Annotated in this window: 17 protein-coding genes; 4 read left to right on the top strand and 13 right to left on the bottom strand. The window is 49.6% G+C overall.

From position 1 onward, the window contains the following. Positions 1-186: 186 nt before the first annotated feature. From ACZ50P_RS07330 to ACZ50P_RS07315, 4 genes are all read right to left on the bottom strand, one after another. Positions 187-4,179: a DEAD/DEAH box helicase gene (locus tag ACZ50P_RS07330; protein WP_464134695.1), complete on the bottom strand. Its 3,993-nt coding sequence runs from the start codon at positions 4,177-4,179 to the stop codon at positions 187-189. Positions 4,180-4,181: 2 nt separating this feature from the next. After that, the gene (locus ACZ50P_RS07325) at positions 4,182-5,216 is read right to left on the bottom strand and encodes an NAD-dependent epimerase/dehydratase family protein (protein ID WP_464134693.1); all 1,035 of its coding nucleotides are present in this window, start codon (positions 5,214-5,216) and stop codon (positions 4,182-4,184) included. A 6-nt stretch (positions 5,217-5,222) separates the two neighbouring features. After that, on the bottom strand, positions 5,223-5,537 hold the full coding sequence (locus ACZ50P_RS07320; RefSeq protein ID WP_464120785.1) for a hypothetical protein: 315 nt from the start codon (positions 5,535-5,537) through the stop codon (positions 5,223-5,225). Between the two features lie 111 nt (positions 5,538-5,648). Next, positions 5,649-6,398: a hypothetical protein gene (locus ACZ50P_RS07315; protein ID WP_464134690.1), complete on the bottom strand. Its 750-nt coding sequence runs from the start codon at positions 6,396-6,398 to the stop codon at positions 5,649-5,651. Between the two features lie 153 nt (positions 6,399-6,551). Here ACZ50P_RS07315 and ACZ50P_RS07310 point away from each other — a divergent pair, with 153 nt between their 5' ends. After that, the gene (locus ACZ50P_RS07310) at positions 6,552-7,499 is read left to right on the top strand and encodes a hypothetical protein (RefSeq protein ID WP_464134688.1); all 948 of its coding nucleotides are present in this window, start codon (positions 6,552-6,554) and stop codon (positions 7,497-7,499) included. 102 nt (positions 7,500-7,601) lie between these two features. Here ACZ50P_RS07310 and pstB read toward each other — a convergent pair whose 3' ends face one another. The 4 genes from pstB to ACZ50P_RS07290 form a co-directional block, all read right to left on the bottom strand. Further along, entirely contained in the window at positions 7,602-8,372 is a 771-nt protein-coding gene (pstB, locus tag ACZ50P_RS07305) for a phosphate ABC transporter ATP-binding protein PstB (RefSeq protein ID WP_464120781.1), read from the bottom strand. Positions 8,373-8,375: 3 nt separating this feature from the next. Beyond that, the gene (pstA, locus tag ACZ50P_RS07300) at positions 8,376-9,293 is read right to left on the bottom strand and encodes a phosphate ABC transporter permease PstA (RefSeq protein ID WP_464134686.1); all 918 of its coding nucleotides are present in this window, start codon (positions 9,291-9,293) and stop codon (positions 8,376-8,378) included. Next, positions 9,293-10,168: a phosphate ABC transporter permease subunit PstC gene (gene pstC, locus ACZ50P_RS07295; protein WP_464120779.1), complete on the bottom strand. Its 876-nt coding sequence runs from the start codon at positions 10,166-10,168 to the stop codon at positions 9,293-9,295. Before pstC ends, pstA begins: the two co-directional genes overlap by 1 nt. A 73-nt stretch (positions 10,169-10,241) precedes the next feature. Beyond that, positions 10,242-11,243: a PstS family phosphate ABC transporter substrate-binding protein gene (locus tag ACZ50P_RS07290; protein ID WP_464120778.1), complete on the bottom strand. Its 1,002-nt coding sequence runs from the start codon at positions 11,241-11,243 to the stop codon at positions 10,242-10,244. Positions 11,244-11,368: 125 nt separating this feature from the next. Here ACZ50P_RS07290 and ACZ50P_RS07285 point away from each other — a divergent pair, with 125 nt between their 5' ends. Beyond that, positions 11,369-12,901, top strand: a complete 1,533-nt coding sequence (locus ACZ50P_RS07285) for a sensor histidine kinase (protein WP_464134683.1) — start codon at positions 11,369-11,371, stop codon at positions 12,899-12,901. Here the strand turns inward: ACZ50P_RS07285 and ACZ50P_RS07280 are convergent. Continuing rightward, the gene (locus ACZ50P_RS07280; protein WP_347359090.1) at positions 12,895-13,344 is read right to left on the bottom strand and encodes a Fur family transcriptional regulator; all 450 of its coding nucleotides are present in this window, start codon (positions 13,342-13,344) and stop codon (positions 12,895-12,897) included. The genes ACZ50P_RS07285 and ACZ50P_RS07280 overlap by 7 nt on opposite strands. Positions 13,345-13,386: 42 nt before the next feature. After that, positions 13,387-14,103 carry an EI24 domain-containing protein gene (locus ACZ50P_RS07275; protein ID WP_464120776.1) on the bottom strand — a complete coding sequence of 239 codons (717 nt, stop codon included), beginning with the start codon at positions 14,101-14,103 and terminating at the stop codon, positions 13,387-13,389. A gap of 54 nt (positions 14,104-14,157) precedes the next feature. On the opposite strand from ACZ50P_RS07275, the gene ACZ50P_RS07270 reads away from it, so the two are divergent. Then, a complete protein-coding gene (locus ACZ50P_RS07270; RefSeq protein ID WP_464134680.1) occupies positions 14,158-14,745 on the top strand; it encodes a histidine phosphatase family protein in 588 nt (195 codons plus the stop codon). Here the strand turns inward: ACZ50P_RS07270 and ACZ50P_RS07265 are convergent. Continuing rightward, entirely contained in the window at positions 14,742-17,075 is a 2,334-nt protein-coding gene (locus ACZ50P_RS07265) for a fatty acid cis/trans isomerase (protein ID WP_464134679.1), read from the bottom strand. The genes ACZ50P_RS07270 and ACZ50P_RS07265 overlap by 4 nt on opposite strands. A gap of 76 nt (positions 17,076-17,151) precedes the next feature. Between ACZ50P_RS07265 and ACZ50P_RS07260 the strand changes: the two genes are divergently transcribed. Beyond that, on the top strand, positions 17,152-17,670 hold the full coding sequence (locus ACZ50P_RS07260; protein ID WP_464120773.1) for a hypothetical protein: 519 nt from the start codon (positions 17,152-17,154) through the stop codon (positions 17,668-17,670). 38 nt (positions 17,671-17,708) lie between these two features. Here the strand turns inward: ACZ50P_RS07260 and ACZ50P_RS07255 are convergent, their stop codons facing one another. Continuing rightward, positions 17,709-18,098 (bottom strand): four-helix bundle copper-binding protein, encoded by a 390-nt coding sequence (locus ACZ50P_RS07255; protein WP_464134676.1) that lies wholly within the window; start codon positions 18,096-18,098, stop codon positions 17,709-17,711. Positions 18,099-18,107: 9 nt separating this feature from the next. Beyond that, positions 18,108-18,293 (bottom strand): hypothetical protein, encoded by a 186-nt coding sequence (locus tag ACZ50P_RS07250; protein WP_464120771.1) that lies wholly within the window; start codon positions 18,291-18,293, stop codon positions 18,108-18,110. Positions 18,294-18,522: the final 229 nt, after the last annotated feature.

Genomic DNA, 18,522 nt, shown 5'->3' with positions numbered 1-18,522 from the left:
TTAATTGAAAAGCATCAAGAAATTCTTAATTGCTTAGTGATATCATATATTTAGAATTCACCATTAACCAGAGCACCAAAAGGTACGCCGTACCTTCTGACAACGCATGTTTCTGCGAAAGTGAGCAGGTACCTTCTGCAAAACTGGGGTGGGTCCCCCTGCGGAGGGTGCCCCAGCAGGTACCTTTTATTTGAGGCCGAGTAGGAAGTCGAAGTCCTCTTTACTGAGGGCTCCTCCGGCACCGGCAAGGTCCGTGGTGGCTTCGGCTTCCGAGAACAAGCTTTGGAACTTGCGGTTTTTGCGTTCCTTTAGAAGCTCCATTTTTTCTTCCAGTGATTCGTGCATGATGTATCTGAACACCTGCACGGCCTTGCGCTGCCCCAGACGGTGCGCCCGGTCTGTGGCTTGATTTTCCACTGACGGATTCCACCAAGGCTCTAAGTGGAAGACATAGCTGGCTTTGGTCAAATTCAGACCCACACCGCCTGTTTTCAGTGTCATCACGAGAACGGCCCCACCCGGAGTTTCGTTAAAATCCTTTAAAATCTTCTGCCGTTGCTTGGTCGGAATAGCCCCGTGCAAGACAAACACCGGAATGCCCACCGCCCGCAAAAGCTTTTCAGTTCTTTCAAGCGTTTGCAGGAACTGAGTGAAGACCAGCGCACTTTCGCCGGACTCGATAATCTCCTGCAGGGAATCCATAAGGGCCTCTAATTTTGGCGGAGTTTTATCGTACTTCACTTCCGGCAAAGCCCCTGGATCAGAACACGCCTGACGAAGGCGTAACAAGGCTGTGAGCATCTGAAGCTGAGACTGATTTTCGCCCACCTCTTTGATCGAGGATTGAATGCGCTCGTTGTACGCTATCGCAATGTCGCGATAGATTTTTTTCTGTTTTTCTTCAAAGGCAATGCTGACTTTGGTTTCCTGTTTTTCAGGAAGCTGATTCAGAATTTCTTTCTTGGATCGACGAAGGATCAGTGGTTTGGTTTTAAGTTTTAGATCCTCCACGTCCTCTAACAGAACCACATCGGTGTTCACAAACTGACGGCGGAAGTCATCGTACTTCCCAAGACTTCCCGGGACCACCAGATCCAGCAAAGAATAGAACTCGCCATAGTGGTTTTCCAGCGGAGTCCCCGTCAAACACAGCTTAAAGCGTGCATTGAGCATACGCGCAGAGCTGGTGCGCTTGGCAGAGATATTTTTAAGATTCTGAGCTTCATCGAAGATCAGAACATTCCAATTGTACTGACTTAGGAACTCGCCGTTTTCCATCAACAGACCATAGGTCGTCACAACGCCCAAGGGCTCTTTGGCTTCCAGGCGTTTTCCAATGCGGTCATGGTCTTTGCTGGTGAAGATTTCAAACGGCAGGCCTGGCGTGAATTTCGCCACTTCACTTTCCCAGTTATAGACCAGGCTTGACGGCACAACGATCAAGACCTGTCCCAGTTGATTCTGCGTTCTTAGATATTCCAAGAAACAAAGCGCTTGCAAGGTCTTCCCCAGACCCATGTCGTCGGCAAGCAAAGCCCCCATACGAAGGGTGTACAAATCCAAAAGCCACTGGAAGCCTTCGTGTTGATAGGTCTTCAGATCCGCTTTGACCGTGTCAGGCACCTTCACCAAGTCCGTGCGTGATCCCAGGTGATCATAGAAGTTACAAATCTTTTTCCATTCTTCATCGCCACGGAATCTATAACCTGATGCGCGCAAAGCCAAAAGCTCCAAAGCCTGATGCTTGGGCAATTGATAGTACTTGTCAGTCCACGGCTTTTTGCCGGATTCCCGTTTGCCTTTTTGCAGCTTGTTCCAGAATCCTTCCAAGCGACGCAAAGACGGGATCTCAGTCCGAGGAACCAGATAGAATCGGCCGTTATATTCAATAACGCCGCCGCCGCCCAGGCTTTTGAGTTGTTTCGAATCGATCTCCTGCCCTTGCAGGAAGAAGCGCGGATTGAGCTCAAACCAATTCAACATGCCTTCATCAAGCTTGCTGACGATCTGGAAATCCACGACAAATTCGTCTTTGGCCAGTTCTTCCAAACGCTGACCGCGCACATACAGACGAATCCCATGATCCATCAAAGGCTGCAGAAGTCCCAGCGACTGTGTGGGAGTGACATCTTCCTTCCCCCAGCTTGGCATAAAGAAATGTCCTTTTTCCAGCATCGGATCTTCTTCAAGCTTCCCGTCCCAGATTTTAGTTAAAATCCCGGTGCGCGCCCGCTTAAACGCAGATCCTTGCGTGGAAAGCGCCATGTATTTTAGTATCTCATAAACAACGCGGAACTCACGTTCAACAGAGCCGGAGAAAAGGTATTCCCCTTTGGGACTGTAGACGGCCTCCCGTTCAGCCAGCATTTTTAGGATCTTTGCAACGTAGTCCTCAAACACACTCAGAGTGCTTTTGGAGCACAACTCGTCCAGAGGTTGGGTTTTGTTTAAACTAACACCGTCCCCGGTCACAATCAGCGAGTGGATTTTTGAAGACACCACTTTCAACAGATTCTGCGGACTGCAGGTCGTGCCATCCGTAAGTTGCTTGTCGAAATGAAGGCTTAAGGTTTCAAGTGTCAGATACTGCAAGGCCCCCAGATGCTTTAAAAGCTTCAGGTCCCATTCACGTTTCTTGAAGCTGGTTGATGCCAGGGTCTTGACTTCACTTTGCAGAAGAAACCCAAGCCCCTCCTGCAGCGTGCGCAGAATCATAACAACAGGCGTGCTAAAGCCATTCTGAGAAAAACTTTGAGCTTCAGAAAGATGGAATACTTTTTCAATGGTAAAACCGGCATCATCTTGATGGTGCAAATTTAAAACGCTGCCATTGGCACCCACATCGTGACTGCCACCTTCAACTTTCACTGGAAGGGCACGACTGCGCAGGAACTTCATGAAAGACGCCGTCTCGCTTTTTCCCTCCACATTCAAGTGCGAAAAATGCAATGGCTTTTCCGTACCCAGCTTGCGTGAATAGAACTGCTCGACCGCTTCGAATTCTTTTTTCCAGCCGAAGGCCACCAGATGGCCCAGCCCAAAATCGATGGCAAAGTTATCAAAGAACGCATAACGCTCTTGAGGCTTCTTGGCGCGCAAAACAGCCGAGGTGCGAACTTCTTCTTCCCCGCTGAATTCGACCTGCCACTGAAAGGCGTGTTCAGCTTCAACAGAAATGTTTCTTATCTGCAAAGCCTTCCCCAGGTCTTTCAGATCCTGCACGAAGAACTTTAAATCCCCTTTGTTCACGCGACGGATGATGCGATTTAAAAGCTCTTGCATGACCGCTTCAATATCCAGCAAATCACGACTAAAGAAGCGGTGTGGATCACTGGGAAGCAGAGGCCACAAAACTTCAAAACTTTCTTTGCGCGCAGGGGCTGGCAGCAGGTCTCTGGGCACAATAGCCCGATAGGCGTGGCGCAGGATATCTTTGCTGCTGACAGCCACTCCGTCGCTAAAATTATAACGAAGAATCCCGGCAAGCTGGTGCTGATTCTTACTGTCAGCCCAGTACACGGTTTCTTTTTGTGGGTTGCCTCGGAAGGCCTGCGGCAGCCCCCACACAGCTCCGGTTGAACCATCCTCACTGTCAGCTACGTGCGCCAACTCATAAGGCATCGATACTTCCGGCAGGAAGTCCTCTAACGGAAGCGCTTCGTCCAGAGAAAGAGGCTCTGTCACCAGCGACAAGGATTCCAGTTTCAAATCCGACGGGAGACCTTTGGCATCGCCTTCTCCGCGTTCGGCTTTTTTCGTCTCTGTCAGATCCCAGAAGTCTTCACAGAAGTTGCTGACTTGAAAACTATGATTACGCAGGAATCCGCGATCCACAGACAAGGCCCACCAGATCAGAATCAAAGCGGCCCATTCGTGCTGACAGATATCGTCGGCATCCTTGCGGCTTTGTGCGCACTGGGCACAGTGGAACGTCAGCTCTCCACCCTCACTATCTTCGGTGACGCTGACATAGGACTTTTTAAGCGAACTTTCTTCAGCAAAGACAAAGTGGATCTCCAGACCTCCGTCATCGGCTTTTTGTATGCGATGACTGTCCAGGGCAAAGGACTTCAGAATCTTGAAAGCCTTTTCGGCAACGGGCATCTGTTCAAGGGTCGCAAGATCCTTGGGGCTGACTAAATGAGAAATTTTTTGCAGTGTTAATCCGAAAAAGGCCATCCCTACAACTTAGCAGAAGTCGCAGAAGAATAAAATTCTTTATACCACTGAATGGTTTCTTTTAGAGTGTTTTGCAGGTTTCGCTGTGGTTCCCAGCCTAGATCCTGCTTTGCCAGATGCGAATTTAGCTCACCGTGACGGGACGGTGTGGATTTTATCTCTTCATTCAAAGAAAGTTGTGCCTTTGCACCCCATTCTTCTGCTAAAATGCGCGCCACTTCGCCGACGGCGTGAACTTCCGAAGGACCAAAATTATAGCTGGCCGCAAGCTTTGGACCTTTTTCAATCAAACCTTCCGCCAATGCCAAAAGACCCTCGACCTGATCCTGAACGGCGATCCACGGACGCAGGGACTGAGGATTTCTTAGCGTAAAGGCCTCGCCTGCGACAAACGCTTTTACTGCCTGAGGAATCAGGGCCTGCTCAGTGAAATCCCCGCCCCCTATGGCAGATCCCATACGGGCTGTGGCGATGGCGATTTTATGTTTGTTGTATTTTTCCGACGCAAAAAAAGTCTGACGATAAGACATCGCAATTAATTCGGAACAAAGTTTTGCCGTGGGCAGGATCGCAGATGCCGCAACACGGTCTTCTTCCGTGTAAGCGTCCTGAGAAGTTTTGCGGGCATAGACCTTGTCAGAACTAACAACCACGACAGCACGAACCGAGGCTGTTTCACGCATTAGCTCCATCAGTGTTGCCGTGCCCAGAGCCGCCTTACTGAAGGTTTCCAGGGCCCGGGCTTGCGCTTCCTGCAAAAGACCGGATTCGCCTAAATGAATGACAACATCCGCCTGCGCAAAAGACAGAGCCTCGCGCAGAACGGCTTCATCGCGCAAATCCCCAAAAGTCATGGAGATCTTCTGTCCCAGATTTTCCAGATCAAAAAGATTCGTTTCGGTGGACGGGGCCTCGCCAAAACCAAAAACCTGCGCGTTCTTTTCAAGCAAGGCTTTCACCACCCAAGTCCCTAAAAATCCTGTTGGCTGGGTGACGAAAACGCGTTTATTGCTCCAAAAGCTTTTTGTAGTGGTCATCAGAAACTAGGCGCCGCCTAGAAGGTTTTGCTCAACGCCCTGATTGCGATGGTCCGGGTGAACCCAGTGCGCCAGCACTTTTCCTTCGTAGCTCCAGAAAAAGCCGATGGGATCTGTATCGAAAATAGCGACCTTCAACTGACCTTTACCTTCAGTAGCCTTCATTTTCAGCAGAGTTTGCGCCAGGGATTCCTTATTAATGGCCCCTGAAGATGCCGAAGGAGTGCAAAACTCTTCGTAAAGACGAGCCAGAAGTGAAAGCTCCACTAGGCTAAACATACTATCGCGAACCAGATATTTTTCAGTTTGAAGTGATGACATCCCTAAAGCCTAACGACTCGCCCTACCCAATGCAATCCCAAGAAGGACGCCCCAGACGCAGTGTAGCCAGAAAACTGGACCACCGCACGGAGGGCCACCAACAGGCGCCTGTTATTCGGTGGCGGCGATGAATTTGGGTTTGGGCTTTGAGTGAGTCGCTTCTTCCATGAAATGCGCCATGACTTCAGCGAGCATCAGACTGACGTGGCCCCCAGAGTTTTCTATTTCAGGAATATCGGCAATATAAAAACGATTTTTCGAGCGTACGATATAGGGCACCAGTTCGCGGGTGCGGGAGTTTCTGGACTCTGCCAACGTTACGAACTTTGAAACATCCGCTGGCAGAAGTTCAACTTGTTCATAAACGCGGTTGTCGCGACTTTTTTTGAAGGTCCCACCTTCATAGACGATCTCGTCAAAAAAACCACGCGCATCGGGCCTTGCCGAGCGAAGGAAGCGCAATCCAAGGTCTGTCTCTAAACGTGGACCCATTTGCCAGATATTGTAACCGAACCAAGCAACGCTCCCCCTGGCATTCATAAAGTCTTCAACGAATACCCGGGGAACGCGATGGTCAAAATGAGTTCCAATATAAATATTTTTATCACACAGCCCGATCATCCCCCGCTGGTACAGATCAATGGGAGCCTTGTGGATTAGCACCCCTTCATAGGGCGACAACAGACGCTGCAGAGCGACTGCGAACGCGCGGCCGGACTGCACCTGAGCTTCCCCTTCTGGATCAAAAAAAATCTGCAGACAAGAGCCTTGTTGCTTTGGGGTCATTTCTTTAAAGGCCATCGCCCCAAGAACACCCACCGCCGCTAAAGCGAAGAGAATTTTTCTGCCTCGGCTTAACATGATTCACCTGCTTGAAAAGGGATGAAATCACGCTATCCAAGCTTCTTTTAAAACTCGAGTTAAGATCATGTAAGTAAGTTTTCGACAGATAGTTCGACCCCCGCAACGAAATCGCATTGTGAACTGACAAAGACCTCGCTATGCTAATTTTCTATGAACAAGTTTTTGGCTTCAGTCTTGATTCTCAGCGCTCCCCTGTTCGCCAACGCCTTTGAATTGGCGCAGGGCCTGACTCCGCCGGGGCAGCAGCGCACGATCTTCAGTTACAGCGGCACTTTTTATGATAAGGCCGAGTTCCCCCAGGAACGCGCCAACATGTCTTATCAGTCACTTAATTCGGTGGTGCCTGTCTATAAGACGGATTCCGAGTCTTTCAGTGTTTCTTTTTCCGGCGATCAGCTTAAAGTAGATCCTTCGCAGAATGGTTATTCAGAGCTTTACGATATCAAACTCGGGGCAAGCTACACCCAACTGCTCAGCGAAAAACGCATGTGGTCTGTGATGATGAATTATGGTTCTGCCAGCGACAAACCATTCTATGACCCCACCGTTTCAACTCTGGGTCTGACAGCAATGTACTCTTACCCCAGCGACGAAAAAAGCAGCTGGCTGCTGCTGGCGAACTATTCTAACAACCGTCCGATCCTGAACAACATCCCACTTCCGGGTTTCGCCTGGTTCTACTTCCCCTCCAAGGAATTCCGCCTGGTTCTGGGGGCGCCATTTGCCTCTCTGAACTGGCAGTTCGCCGACAAATGGGGCGTCAACTTCTTCACCCTGGTCCCATGGATTATCAAAGGTTCTGTGTACTATAAATTGAATGACTACGCACAAGCTTATACGGGTTTGGATTTTTCTCAGGTGACCTATCTGCCCTATGGCCGCGAAAACCGCGCCGACAGATTGTTCTATGATGAAAAGAAATTCTTCGTGGGCATCAAATCCCCACTATCAAAATCCATGTTCGCAGATTTAGAGATGGGCCATTCGTTCGACCGTCAATTCTTCCAAGCCGAAAACTACGAGATCAACCCCAAGAACAAGGTCGACATCGGCAACGCCTACTACGCCAAACTAAGCCTTAGATACATCATCTTCTAAACTCAACGCAACGCTTCTGCAAAAGTGAGCAGGTACCTTTTTGAAGAGGCGATCAGATGTGCCAACGGCGCACTGTAGCCAGAAAAAACAACCAGGCACCTTTTAGCCGAAGCGGCCGGTGATGTAGTTTTCGGTTCTTTGGTCTTTCGGGTTGGTGAAGATTTGATCGCTGGCTCCGAATTCGATCAGATCGCCCAAATACATGAAGGCGGTGAAATCGGACACACGGGCTGCCTGGTGCAAACTGTGGGTCACAATGGCGATGGTCACGTCTTTGCGCAGCTCTTGAATCAGCTCTTCAATATGGCGAGTGGAGATCGGATCTAAGGCTGATGTTGGTTCATCCAAGAGTAGGATTTCGGGCTCTGTCGCCAGGGCGCGCGCGATACACAGGCGCTGCTGCTGACCGCCGGACAAAGCCGTTGCAGAAGAGTGTAAACGGTCTTTGACCTCGTTCCACAGACTGGCTTGCTGCAGGGATTTTTCGACTTGTTCTTCAATGAAACTTTTCTTTTTGACCCCGCGAACAGTCAACCCGTAAGCGACATTGTCGTAAATGCTTTTCGGAAACGGATTGGGCTTTTGGAAAACCATCCCGATACGCATGCGCACTTCCATCGGATCGATTTCTTTACCCAGAATGTTTCTTTGATCCGGGTACAGCAGGATCTCACCATTGTACTGGGCATTGGCATACAAATCGTGCATGCGATTGAAACAACGCAGCAGCGTTGTCTTCCCGCAGCCTGATGGACCGATCAATGCCGTCACGCGGTTTTCATAGATTGGCAACGTGATGCCATTAAGCACCTTTTTATCGCCGTAAGAAAAAATCAAATTCTTTACTTCAGCCCGCAAATTCATCTGCTGCATAAATTACCACTTCATCTTTTTACGGAAACGGGAGCGCAGATAGATCGCCCCACCGTTCATAATCAAAGTCATCACAAGCAAAACCACCCCTGTGGCCGCCGCGTTCACATGGAACTCGGGCTGCGGGCGTGACAACCAGTTAAACATCTGAATCGGCATCACGGTGAATGGATCCATGAGCCACTTAAAGTTCACATAGGGGAACTGCCCGTCAATCGGAGGCGTTGGCAAAAACGCAATAAACGTCAGTGCCCCAATGGTGATCAAGGGTGCCGTTTCCCCGATCGCACGCGAAAGGGAAATAATCACACCGGTCAAAATCCCGCCGGAAGAATATGGCAGAATATGATAGCGCACCGTCTGCCACTTGCTGGCCCCCATGGCGTAACTGGCTTCGCGAATGGTGTTGGGGATCGCGCGAATCGCTTCCCGCGTGGTCACAATGATAATAGGTAAAACCAAAAGCCCCAGGGTCAAGCCAGCGGTCAGAATGCTCTGACCCAGCTTTAGCTTATACACAAACAAGCCCAACGCCATCAGACCGTAGGTGATCGATGGGATTCCAGCCAGGTTGATGATGTTGAGCTCAATGATTTGAGACACCCAGTTTTTCTTAGAGTACTCTTCCAGATAAACCCCGGCAGCCACCCCCAGCGGGATGGCACAAAACGCGGTGGTGATCATGATACAGAAAGACCCCACCCAGGCTGACAAGATCCCCGCTTTTTCAGCAAAGCGTGAGGGGAAGTTTACAAAAAACTCGGCATTAATGCGTGGAACACCGGTGATCGCCAGATCGACGATTAAAGCCAGCAACGTCACCAAAGCAAAAAGCAACGCCAAAAGCCCCATCATAGCAAACACAAAGTCCCACAACTGACGGCGCTTGATATTGGCTAAAAGATCCTGACGGGATTCCACTATTCTTTCTCCTGGAACTTTTTGCGCAGCCAAAGGCCAACGATATTAAAGCACAAAGTCAGCACCAAAAGGCTTAACCCTGCCACATAGATGGATTGGTAACCAATGGAACCGTGAGGCAAGTCCCCCAGACTGACTTGAACGATAAAGGCGGTGATCGTCGCCGCAGGCTCTGTCGGGTTCAGGGTCAGATTCGGCTGCATACCCGCGGCAATGGCAACAACCATCGTTTCACCCAAAGCGCGCGAGATCCCCAAAACATAGGCCGACGTGATTCCCGAAAAGGCCGCCGGGATCACCACCCGGAAGGCTGTCTGCATACGAGACGCCCCCACGGCAAAAGAGGCCTCACGCAAATGATTCGGCACTGAGCGCATGGCATCTTCGCTGAGACTGCTGACGTAAGGCACGATCATCACTCCGATGACGATCCCGGCACTGAGCACGTTAAAGCCACTTAAAGTCGGAATGATTTTTTGCAAAAGAGGTGTCACAAACAGCAATGCGAAATAGCCGTAGACCACTGTCGGCACGGCCGCTAAAAGCTCTAACATAGGCTTTAGAACTTCACGCCAGCTGGGGCGAACGTATTCACTTAAAAAAGCTGCCGCGACTGTCCCCAGGGGAATCGCCACGGTCAGCGCAATCACCGTGGAAAGCAAAGTTCCACTCAGCAAAGGCAAAATACCGTATCGGGCGTTTTCAAAAAGAGGTGTCCACTGCGTATCGGTCAGGAATTCTTTTAAAGTCACATGCTCGAAGAACGGCAGACTTTCCACCACCAGAATCCCCACGATTCCGATGGTCACCAAAACCGAAGAGGCCGCCGCCAGAAACAAAACTGTTTCAATGGCACGTTCCCGTAGACGACGCATCCGCCGAACCGGATGGTCAGCGGATGTGAATTCAGAAAGTTTTCTAAGTTGGCTTTTACCCACGATGGTTAAACTACAACGAACCTTCGCGCTTCATCAACTCTTCAATTTTAAGACCCACTTCAGAGTGCCCCCCGAAGACAGTTCCCACCTTGTTCTTTTTCACGTGCTCTTTCACGCTTTCATAGGCTTTTGCAGGAAGCGGAACATATTTAACCTGGGGCACGATCTCAAAGGAGTTGTTCAGATAGAAGTTAACGAATTCCTTGATCTCAGGCTTTGCCATGGATTTTTCACTGACATAGATAAAGATTGGACGAGACAGTGGGAAGTAGGTGCCATTTTCAACGGTTTCACGACCTGGAAGCACCGCTTCGTTTTTCTTAGGAGCCTTATCGCCCCCCACAATAGCAACGACCTTCAGCTTCGAGCGGTTTTCTTCGTAATAAGCCAAAGGAACATAGCCAAGTGCATAAAGATCGTTGGAAACCCCGGTCACCAGGGTGTTGTCATCTTCGCTGGCCGTATAGTCACCACGAGAGGACTTGGACTTCCCGACGATCGCTTCTGTGAAGTAGTCAAAAGTTCCAGAGTCTGAACCGGCGCCGTAAAGTTTAAGGTTTTGTTTCGGCCACGCTGGGTTGACGTCACTCCATTTGGTGATCTTTCCTTGGGCTGCTGGCTCCCACATCTTTTTCAACTCAGCCACGGTCATGGACTTGATCCAGGTGTTTTTAGGATTCACCACCACCGCTGTTGCATCGTAAGCAATCGGAAGCTCTAGGAACTTGATACCAGCCTTGCGGCAGGCTTCCATTTCGGAGGTTTGAATAGGACGGGAGGCATCTTGAATGTCGATCTCGCCACGGCAGAATTTTTTGAAACCACCACCCGTTCCGGAGATCCCCACGGTCACACGCACTTTCCCACGCTGAGCTGTTTGAAACTCTTCAGCCATTGCTTCTGTGATTGGGAATACCGTTGAAGAACCGTCGATCTTAATAACAGGAACCTGGGCAGAAGCCACGGACGCACCGATAACAAAGAACAAAGACGCAACCAAGTTGGTAAACATAGAAATCTCCTATGGATTTATAGGCCAAAGTCTAGCACCGTGTCGGAAGACTGTAATGTTAAGGTTTTATTATGATTTTAGCCGTTTCGCGTTACAAGAATCTTGGATTAGACTGAAACCTATTTATGAAAATAGCCGACCTTTTGAACGATAAGAACACCCTCCTTGAAAAGATCAATCAAACGATCCCCAACAGCGTTTACATATTCGATCTGAACGAGGTCAATATGGTGTGGTTCAATGACCGGGTGAAGGACCTCTATGGCTACACCCTGGCAGAGATCCGGGCTCAGGGCACAGAATACTACGCCCGGTCTATGCACCCGGATGATGTCCCGGTCCTGAATGCCGCCATCGAAAGATCCCGAACTCTGAAGGAGGGCGAGGTCATTTCCATCGAATATCGCTTCAAGGACAGCCAGGGCCAATACCACTGGATCAACGATCGCATCACCCCCTTTTCACGCGATGAACGGGGCCAGGTCAACAGCGTGCTGGGGATCGCCACGGATGTGAACGACCGCAAAACGTACGAAGAGAACCTGAAAAAGACCATCGAAAAACTGAACCTGTCCCTGTCTGCCGCCAACATGGGAACCTGGGAATGGGACATCGAACAAAACCACCTGCATTGGGACAGTAAAATGTACTCCATGCACGATGTTCCTGAAAATTCTGAATTAGATCCCATGACCGAGGTTTGGAAGCGCGGATTCCGTGAAGACATGGAAAACGTCAACCGCAAGGTTCACGAGGCTGTCGCCAATCACCAGGACTTCTATGTCACCTATCGAGTGACCTATGAAAACAAAGAGGTCCACCATATCAAATGCTATGGCAAATTCATGACCTCCTCGGGAACTCCGCGCATGTACGGTGTGGCCTGGGATTCCACTGAAGAAATTCAAACTGAAATGCAGATGGCTGAAGCCAAGGCCAAGATGATTTCCTCGACAAAAATGGCGGCCTTGGGTGAAATGTCCGGAGGCATTGCCCATGAGATCAACAATCCGCTGACGGTGATTCAGGCCCGCGCCTTCCAGCTTCAGCAGATGGTCGATTCTGGGAAGATGGACCCGGTCAAAATCAAACAGGCCTCAGAAAGTATCAGTCGCACCGCGGACAAGATCGCCCGCATCATCAAGTCCCTGCGTTCGTTTGCCCGCGAAGGGACTTATGACCCCTTCGAAGTCGTGCCGGTCAAACAGATCATCGATGAAACTTTGGAATTCTGCCGCACACGTTTTTACAACCATGGCGTGGAAATCGAGGTGCTTCCCATCGACCCTGATCTGGAAGTGGAATGCCGTCTGATTCAAATTGAACAGGTCTTACTGAACCTTTTGAATAATTCCTTCGATGCCATTGCCAATCTAAAAGACAAGTGGATCCGAATTCAGGTGGAGGAAACCGAGGATCATGTTGAAATCCTAGTGATTGATTCCGGCAACGGCATCCCCGACATCATCGCAGACCAAATCATGCTGCCTTTTTTCACCACGAAAGAAGTTGGCAAAGGGACAGGTCTGGGGTTGAGCATATCTGCAGGAATTATAAAAAGTCACAACGGCGACCTGCACCTGCAGCCCGATACTCCGAACACGACTTTTGTGATTAAACTGCCACGCTGGCAGGAGGAAGACTCGCTCGACTACTGACAGCGAGAACACACACCGAAGAAATCAAGCCGGTGCGCCACTTGTTTGTAGCCCATGGCCTCAACCATCTTGATGTGTTGATCCAGATCGCAGATGTGAAGTGGTTCAACCCGCTGACACTGGCGGCAGATGACGTGGTGGTGGTGGTGACCTGATTCCAAGGTCAGCTCAAAGCGCGCCACCCCATCGCCGAATTCCAGGCGCGACACTAAATTGGCCTCTTCAAATTTTTTCAGAATGCGATAGATCGTCACCAGATCCATACCATCGGACTTGTCGTCAATTTTTTTGAAGATCTCATCGGCCGAAATCGGTTCAGGATGATGAAGCAGGATTTTCAGCAGCTGACTGCGCTGCTGGGTGAGCTTCATCCCCGCCTTACGAACCCGCTCATTGAGCGAGTCGATATCGATGTTCTTTCTTTCGTGGCCGCACTTCGTCATAACTCAAGGAAATACACCACTTTGCCCCTAAAATCCACAGATTTAGCGGCGACGGTCCTCCAGTGCATTTAAACCGTAATAGGTGTAACTGAGGGCTGAAATGATAGGCACAAAGAAGAAGGCCAGCGGGATATATGAGAGCAGTCCTAACAAAAGCCCCATGCCGTAAAGTCCGGCAGATTCCTCATTTTCAATACGTCTGCGCTCTTCTTTCGAAGCGTAGTCCTGGAGCACATCGTACAGAAATACTTTTTTATTAAGCCACGCGGTCAGAAGCACAGGCACCAGAATCTGGCATCCGGGCACAAACCACAACGGTAGCGTCATCACAAAGCCCACTGCAAATATCGCCGTCGCCTTCAGCGTGTTCCAAACACTGCCCACGACACTGCCACCCCGGCGCTTTTCGAGGTGTTTGTATTCACCATCACCCACCCACTTCAACACAACAGGCATCACAAAAATTGAAACTATCAACACACTTAAAACATAGGCCAGCGGCAAAAAGACCAAAATCAGAAAAAGAACCGCCATCCAAAATGCCAGCTCGGTAAAACCGGTCACACTTTGAATCCATTGAAAGCCCCACAGATGCGAAATCAGATGCGCCAACCCTTCGGTCCACGTCGACCAAAATACCAAAAACAGGATCAACAGCCCCAGTACCGTCACCACCGGAGGCCCCATGATCAGTAAAAACATGCGAATTTTCAAAAGTGCCTCAAAGGACTGACGAAGAGCGCGAAAAATGTTGTTCATATTCAGATTTTTTCCCTTTCCGTCGTGTGTGGCAAGTGCTTCAATAGAGCCACTATGCAGAAAATCATTCATCTCTTCCGTCACGGGCTGACCGACTGGAATCATCAGCGCCGCTTGCAGGGACACACTGACATCCCCCTGAATTCCGAAGGCCAGAATCAAGCTCTGGCTCTGCAGGATTTCTTTCAGCACAACCCTGTGGATTTTTTCGTCAGCAGCGATCTGAGCCGCGCCCGCCAGACGGCCGAGATTGCCAACACACAGCTGGCGCACCCGTTGTTTATTTCGTCTCATTTCCGCGAAGTCTTTTTGGGGGACATTGAAGGCTGGACCCGTGAAGAGGTGGCCGAAAAGTTCGGAGCTCCCGCCTGGGAAAACTGGCTGGCCATTCAGAATCATGATGGCGATTTTCGTTTCCCTGGCGCCGAATCATCCAATCAAGCCATCCAACGCTTTGCTGCCGGCCTGACTGAACTGTGCAAACAAAAGGACTTCAAGGCCGCTGGCCTTTGCACTCACGGTCTGATCATGCGTCGGTTCCTTCATTCATTGCGACCGGATTTGATCGAGGCCCTGCCCACCCCGAACTGCGTGGTTTACACAGTGAAGTGGGACCCCTCGGCAGAAAAGTTTATTTTTTAATGCAATTCATAGCGAGTCAGATCCAGATAACCGAAGTTGACTGGATCTGTCTGTCGCATATAGCGACCTAGATCATCATAGACGCGCCAGAATTTATCATTGCCACGGCGAACACCATAACGTCGCACCAACCCCTGATAATCCTTTGCATTCCTGATATTTCGGGTCTGCAGCACAAAGGCCGGAAGTTCGTTTTCCTTCACCTCAAAGATCATATTAGGATAAGAGCCCCAGAATCCTTCACGGATGGTCAGGGTGTCATTCTCAGGATCCATGCGCAAAGATTCACCCAGAATCCACGAGATATTTTCGTGCTCTTTATTGTGAATGATTGAAAACACTTTCTGATTGTCTCCGACTCCGTTGACTTTTAAGAGAGCCAGATCCGGGAAGTATCGGGCAAACGGGCTTTCCTTTTGCGCCTTCACGGCCGCGATCTTTCGCAGCTCTACATCAATGCCTTCCACCTTCCACAAAGGTTTCATGCTGTCGGGAACTTCCAGACTTTTCCAGTTCACAAAATCAAAAGGCCCACGAACTTTTTCGTTCAGGTGGAAGAACAAAACTTTTTCCACAAACTGTTTCTTGGTTTGATTGTCCTCGTTAAATTTGACCCCGGTCGGTTCGGCGGAACCCACCGTCGGGAAGATGTAAGACATTTTCACCTGGGCCAACAATCCACGATACCATGCCCTGCGATAAGAAAGACGTTCCTCCGCAGGCAGGAAGGCCAGGAACAGCTCTTCCGCCTCCATACGAATCATGTCCATGTAAACACGGGTCAACAGTTGGTGGCTGATATTTCCGAACACGTCAAAATTGACAACCAGATTATACACCAAGCGTTCCATCAGTGGATAATCCATGACGAACACTGTTTTTGACAAATCCCCCACGGCCCCGGTTTTCACCACCGCATTGTCGTCGTGACGGAAAATCGTCAAAGCCGCGTTTGGATTGACACCATCCCCGTTCCAGATGTCTTTCAGTGAATAACCATCAGGACGAAGTTTTTGCACCTCGGCCGTGCGAAGTTTGCGATAGGCTTCCCGGTGGTCCACCAGTGTCTTGTAAAACACTGCTGTTTCCTTCACGTCCACATCGCTGCCCCAAACTCCGGGAAGCATCAAAAGCTTTGCGGCTTTGTCTTCGTAGTCCTTGGAAAGAACCATGTTATCAGAGTTCGGATCCAGGAAGAAGGCATAGAACTGCTCTTGAATCGAGTTCACGGCCATACTGCCATTGCACACCGGGCCCTTGATAAAGGTGCTGACATGATACTGAGAATCGTCCAGCAGGAACTGATAGCGGGCTTTAACCGGAATATCCTTAAAGGCGATAAACGGATTTTCAGCAACTCCGGGCTCATAACTTGGCAACGTCGTCACAGACCACTTTTCCTTCAGGAAAATCTCTTTGAAGCGCGTCATCTTCTTGGCGCTCAATTCATAGGGAATGTGGGTTTTCAGAACCAAACTGCCGGGGAACTTACGCAGGCAGTACCAGAACTTACCGTCCCCTGGCGAATCATTAGGTCGGCGTGTTGCGATTTCATCAATTCCCTTGGAACAACGGGTGCGAGACCGAACCAGTCGGAAGAACTCATCGTTCTTTTCCGGGAAATAGAGATGCGCCAGGAACAGATGTTCATACAGATAGCGGCTGACCAGACGCTGACGGTCGTTTTCTTCATTTAAGAAGGATTCCCAGTCCGCAACCACCCGACGAACCTGGGGCGAAGGCTTTTCCTGCTGTTCCAAGCTGTTTTTGTCCGGGCCTGGAGTCCCATGTTCAACCCACGTTTTCAAAGTCTTCAGCTCTTCATGACTTAATGCCGGTAAGCCATAGGGCATTCCAAGTTCTGGGGTGTTTTTGGCAATGGCCGGGAAGTCATTCATGGATTGAGCGCAGACCTGAGAATCCGCGACCTGCTTTTTAATTGCTTTTCCCGGAGCCGCATTCCGCAACTGAATCATTTGGAAAAACAGATTCTGTTCAGGGTCTTTGCTGGTGCTGACGTCATAAAAGCCGCGTTCTTTCCACTGGCTACCATGGGCATCAATCCAAAGACGTGAGGGGGCGACACTTTTAAGTCGTGTACCATCATAGACATTGAGTTTATTGGCCCCTCGCTGGAAGCCCTCATAATTTTGCAGGTTTAATTGGCAGGGAGCATTAAAACAGCTATGACAAGCCAGACAGCGATTGTCAAAAATCGGCTGGATTTTACGGCTATAAAAGTCCTCTGTTATAACCTGAGACGATTCCGCCCCCGCAGTGAGTGAAATCACTGAAATAAAACAAAAGACAACGACTTTAATAAATTGCATATTTCGGGACTCCCTGTGTATTCTGCAACTATAAGGCCCTTTCTGGGCCAAAGGAAAGACAAAGTAGAGGTCGTTTATGCAAAAAATTCCGTTCCAAGTCGTGCAAAATTCCATCGATAAAATCTGCAGCATCACGGAAGAAAGTGACCTCGAAAAAGCATCTGAGCATTTGTTTGAAGTGCAGCCCGACCTTGGGGGCTTCTTTATGGAGTTCATTGAGGATATGAGCGAAGGCGCCCAGGACCTGGGCTTCATGATGGCTCTGATCCTGAATCGTTCCTTTGAAGAACAGTACCAGTCTCTTCGCGCCATGACCGAAGACGAAGTGGTTCAAAAGTTCGAGAAAAACGAAGCTGAATTTGAAAAGTATCTGCAGATCAACGATGACATGATCGCAGACCTTCAGGAAAAAGCTGCTGCCGGTGGTCAACCGGAGATCTTGAACTACATCATTGAAGAGCTGTTCATGTCCCCGGAGTTGGAGCCATCACTGGACGCCAACGAACAGGTTCACTTGTTCATCATCTGTAAGTTCTTCGTGGATTGCCTGAACGATCTGGCAAACGAAAGCACGCCGGAAATGATCCGCCACTAAAAAAACAAAAGGCGTCTCACAAGAGACGCCTTTTTTATTTAGATTCTTGCAGACACCTGCGAGCTCTTCACCGGAACCGTCATTCCCATCATGCCACGACAGTGCTCCGCGCACTTGACACAAATATCAGCACACTTCGCCACGATGTGATCTTCTGGGAACTTCCCACACTCGGCAGCGGCTCTCATGCAGGCCTCGTAACAAAGCTCTGCCCCCTGACTTGCAAAGTCGACCTCTGCAATCTGCATACGTGCGTGCAAATCACAGGTGTCAGCGCAAAGCTGTAAAAGCAGTGCCAGATCGGTTTGGGCAAACTTTATCCCCTGCTCCTGCACATGATTTAAGGTTTCTAGGCAACAGCGATACGTGGTGAAACAAAAATTAATGCTTTTTGCCGTATCACTATCCTGCAACGGATTCATTCTCATGGAGGCCCCCTATGATCGTGGTGATTTCTTCTGTGACGAACTCTTCTGTGACTCGCGACTTTCAGATTCCTCTTCGCGGTGATCCGCAGAGTGATCCATCTGTTTATTTCGACTGCGCTGATGCTGGGCCTTTAAATCCCCATCAAAGCGCTTGCTTGTTTGACTGAAACCTTTGTTTTTATGATGACCAGACATTTCCAGCCTCCTTTGTTCAAAAGCTCCTCAACAGGATATCAAAGCTTCTTAGCCTAGGCTCTGCACAACAGGAAAATCCACTTTAGTTGTGACAAAAATCAACTGTTCGAAAATAAGCTCATGTGGCCTGACAACACCGTCTCGTAAAGATTTTCCAGACAAAATCAGACATGTCCCTGTTCCCGCCGGACAGCCCCCCTGTTGTCCGGGATTCTTACGTGGACAAACA

The sequence above is a fragment of the Bdellovibrio sp. CKG001 genome (genome assembly GCF_055397465.1).
This window is presented reverse-complemented; position numbering and strand designations above follow the sequence as displayed.

Excerpts from the sequence above, each read along its gene's own strand:
- ACZ50P_RS07260 (WP_464120773.1), top strand. The coding sequence starts at position 17,152 with ATGCAAAAAATTCCGTTCCAAGTCGTGCAAAATTCCATCGATAAAATC.
- ACZ50P_RS07320 (WP_464120785.1), bottom strand. The coding sequence starts at position 5,537 with ATGTCATCACTTCAAACTGAAAAATATCTGGTTCGCGATAGTATGTTT.
- ACZ50P_RS07275 (WP_464120776.1), bottom strand. The coding sequence starts at position 14,103 with ATGAACAACATTTTTCGCGCTCTTCGTCAGTCCTTTGAGGCACTTTTG.
- ACZ50P_RS07270 (WP_464134680.1), top strand. The coding sequence starts at position 14,158 with ATGCAGAAAATCATTCATCTCTTCCGTCACGGGCTGACCGACTGGAAT.
- ACZ50P_RS07325 (WP_464134693.1), bottom strand. The coding sequence starts at position 5,216 with ATGACCACTACAAAAAGCTTTTGGAGCAATAAACGCGTTTTCGTCACC.
- ACZ50P_RS07250 (WP_464120771.1), bottom strand. The coding sequence starts at position 18,293 with ATGTCTGGTCATCATAAAAACAAAGGTTTCAGTCAAACAAGCAAGCGC.
- ACZ50P_RS07330 (WP_464134695.1), bottom strand. The coding sequence starts at position 4,179 with ATGGCCTTTTTCGGATTAACACTGCAAAAAATTTCTCATTTAGTCAGC.
- pstC (WP_464120779.1), bottom strand. The coding sequence starts at position 10,168 with ATGCGTCGTCTACGGGAACGTGCCATTGAAACAGTTTTGTTTCTGGCG.
- ACZ50P_RS07280 (WP_347359090.1), bottom strand. The coding sequence starts at position 13,344 with ATGACGAAGTGCGGCCACGAAAGAAAGAACATCGATATCGACTCGCTC.
- pstB (WP_464120781.1), bottom strand. The coding sequence starts at position 8,372 with ATGCAGCAGATGAATTTGCGGGCTGAAGTAAAGAATTTGATTTTTTCT.
- ACZ50P_RS07285 (WP_464134683.1), top strand. The coding sequence starts at position 11,369 with ATGAAAATAGCCGACCTTTTGAACGATAAGAACACCCTCCTTGAAAAG.
- ACZ50P_RS07290 (WP_464120778.1), bottom strand. The coding sequence starts at position 11,243 with ATGTTTACCAACTTGGTTGCGTCTTTGTTCTTTGTTATCGGTGCGTCC.
- ACZ50P_RS07315 (WP_464134690.1), bottom strand. The coding sequence starts at position 6,398 with ATGTTAAGCCGAGGCAGAAAAATTCTCTTCGCTTTAGCGGCGGTGGGT.
- ACZ50P_RS07265 (WP_464134679.1), bottom strand. The coding sequence starts at position 17,075 with ATGCAATTTATTAAAGTCGTTGTCTTTTGTTTTATTTCAGTGATTTCA.
- ACZ50P_RS07255 (WP_464134676.1), bottom strand. The coding sequence starts at position 18,098 with ATGAGAATGAATCCGTTGCAGGATAGTGATACGGCAAAAAGCATTAAT.
- ACZ50P_RS07310 (WP_464134688.1), top strand. The coding sequence starts at position 6,552 with ATGAACAAGTTTTTGGCTTCAGTCTTGATTCTCAGCGCTCCCCTGTTC.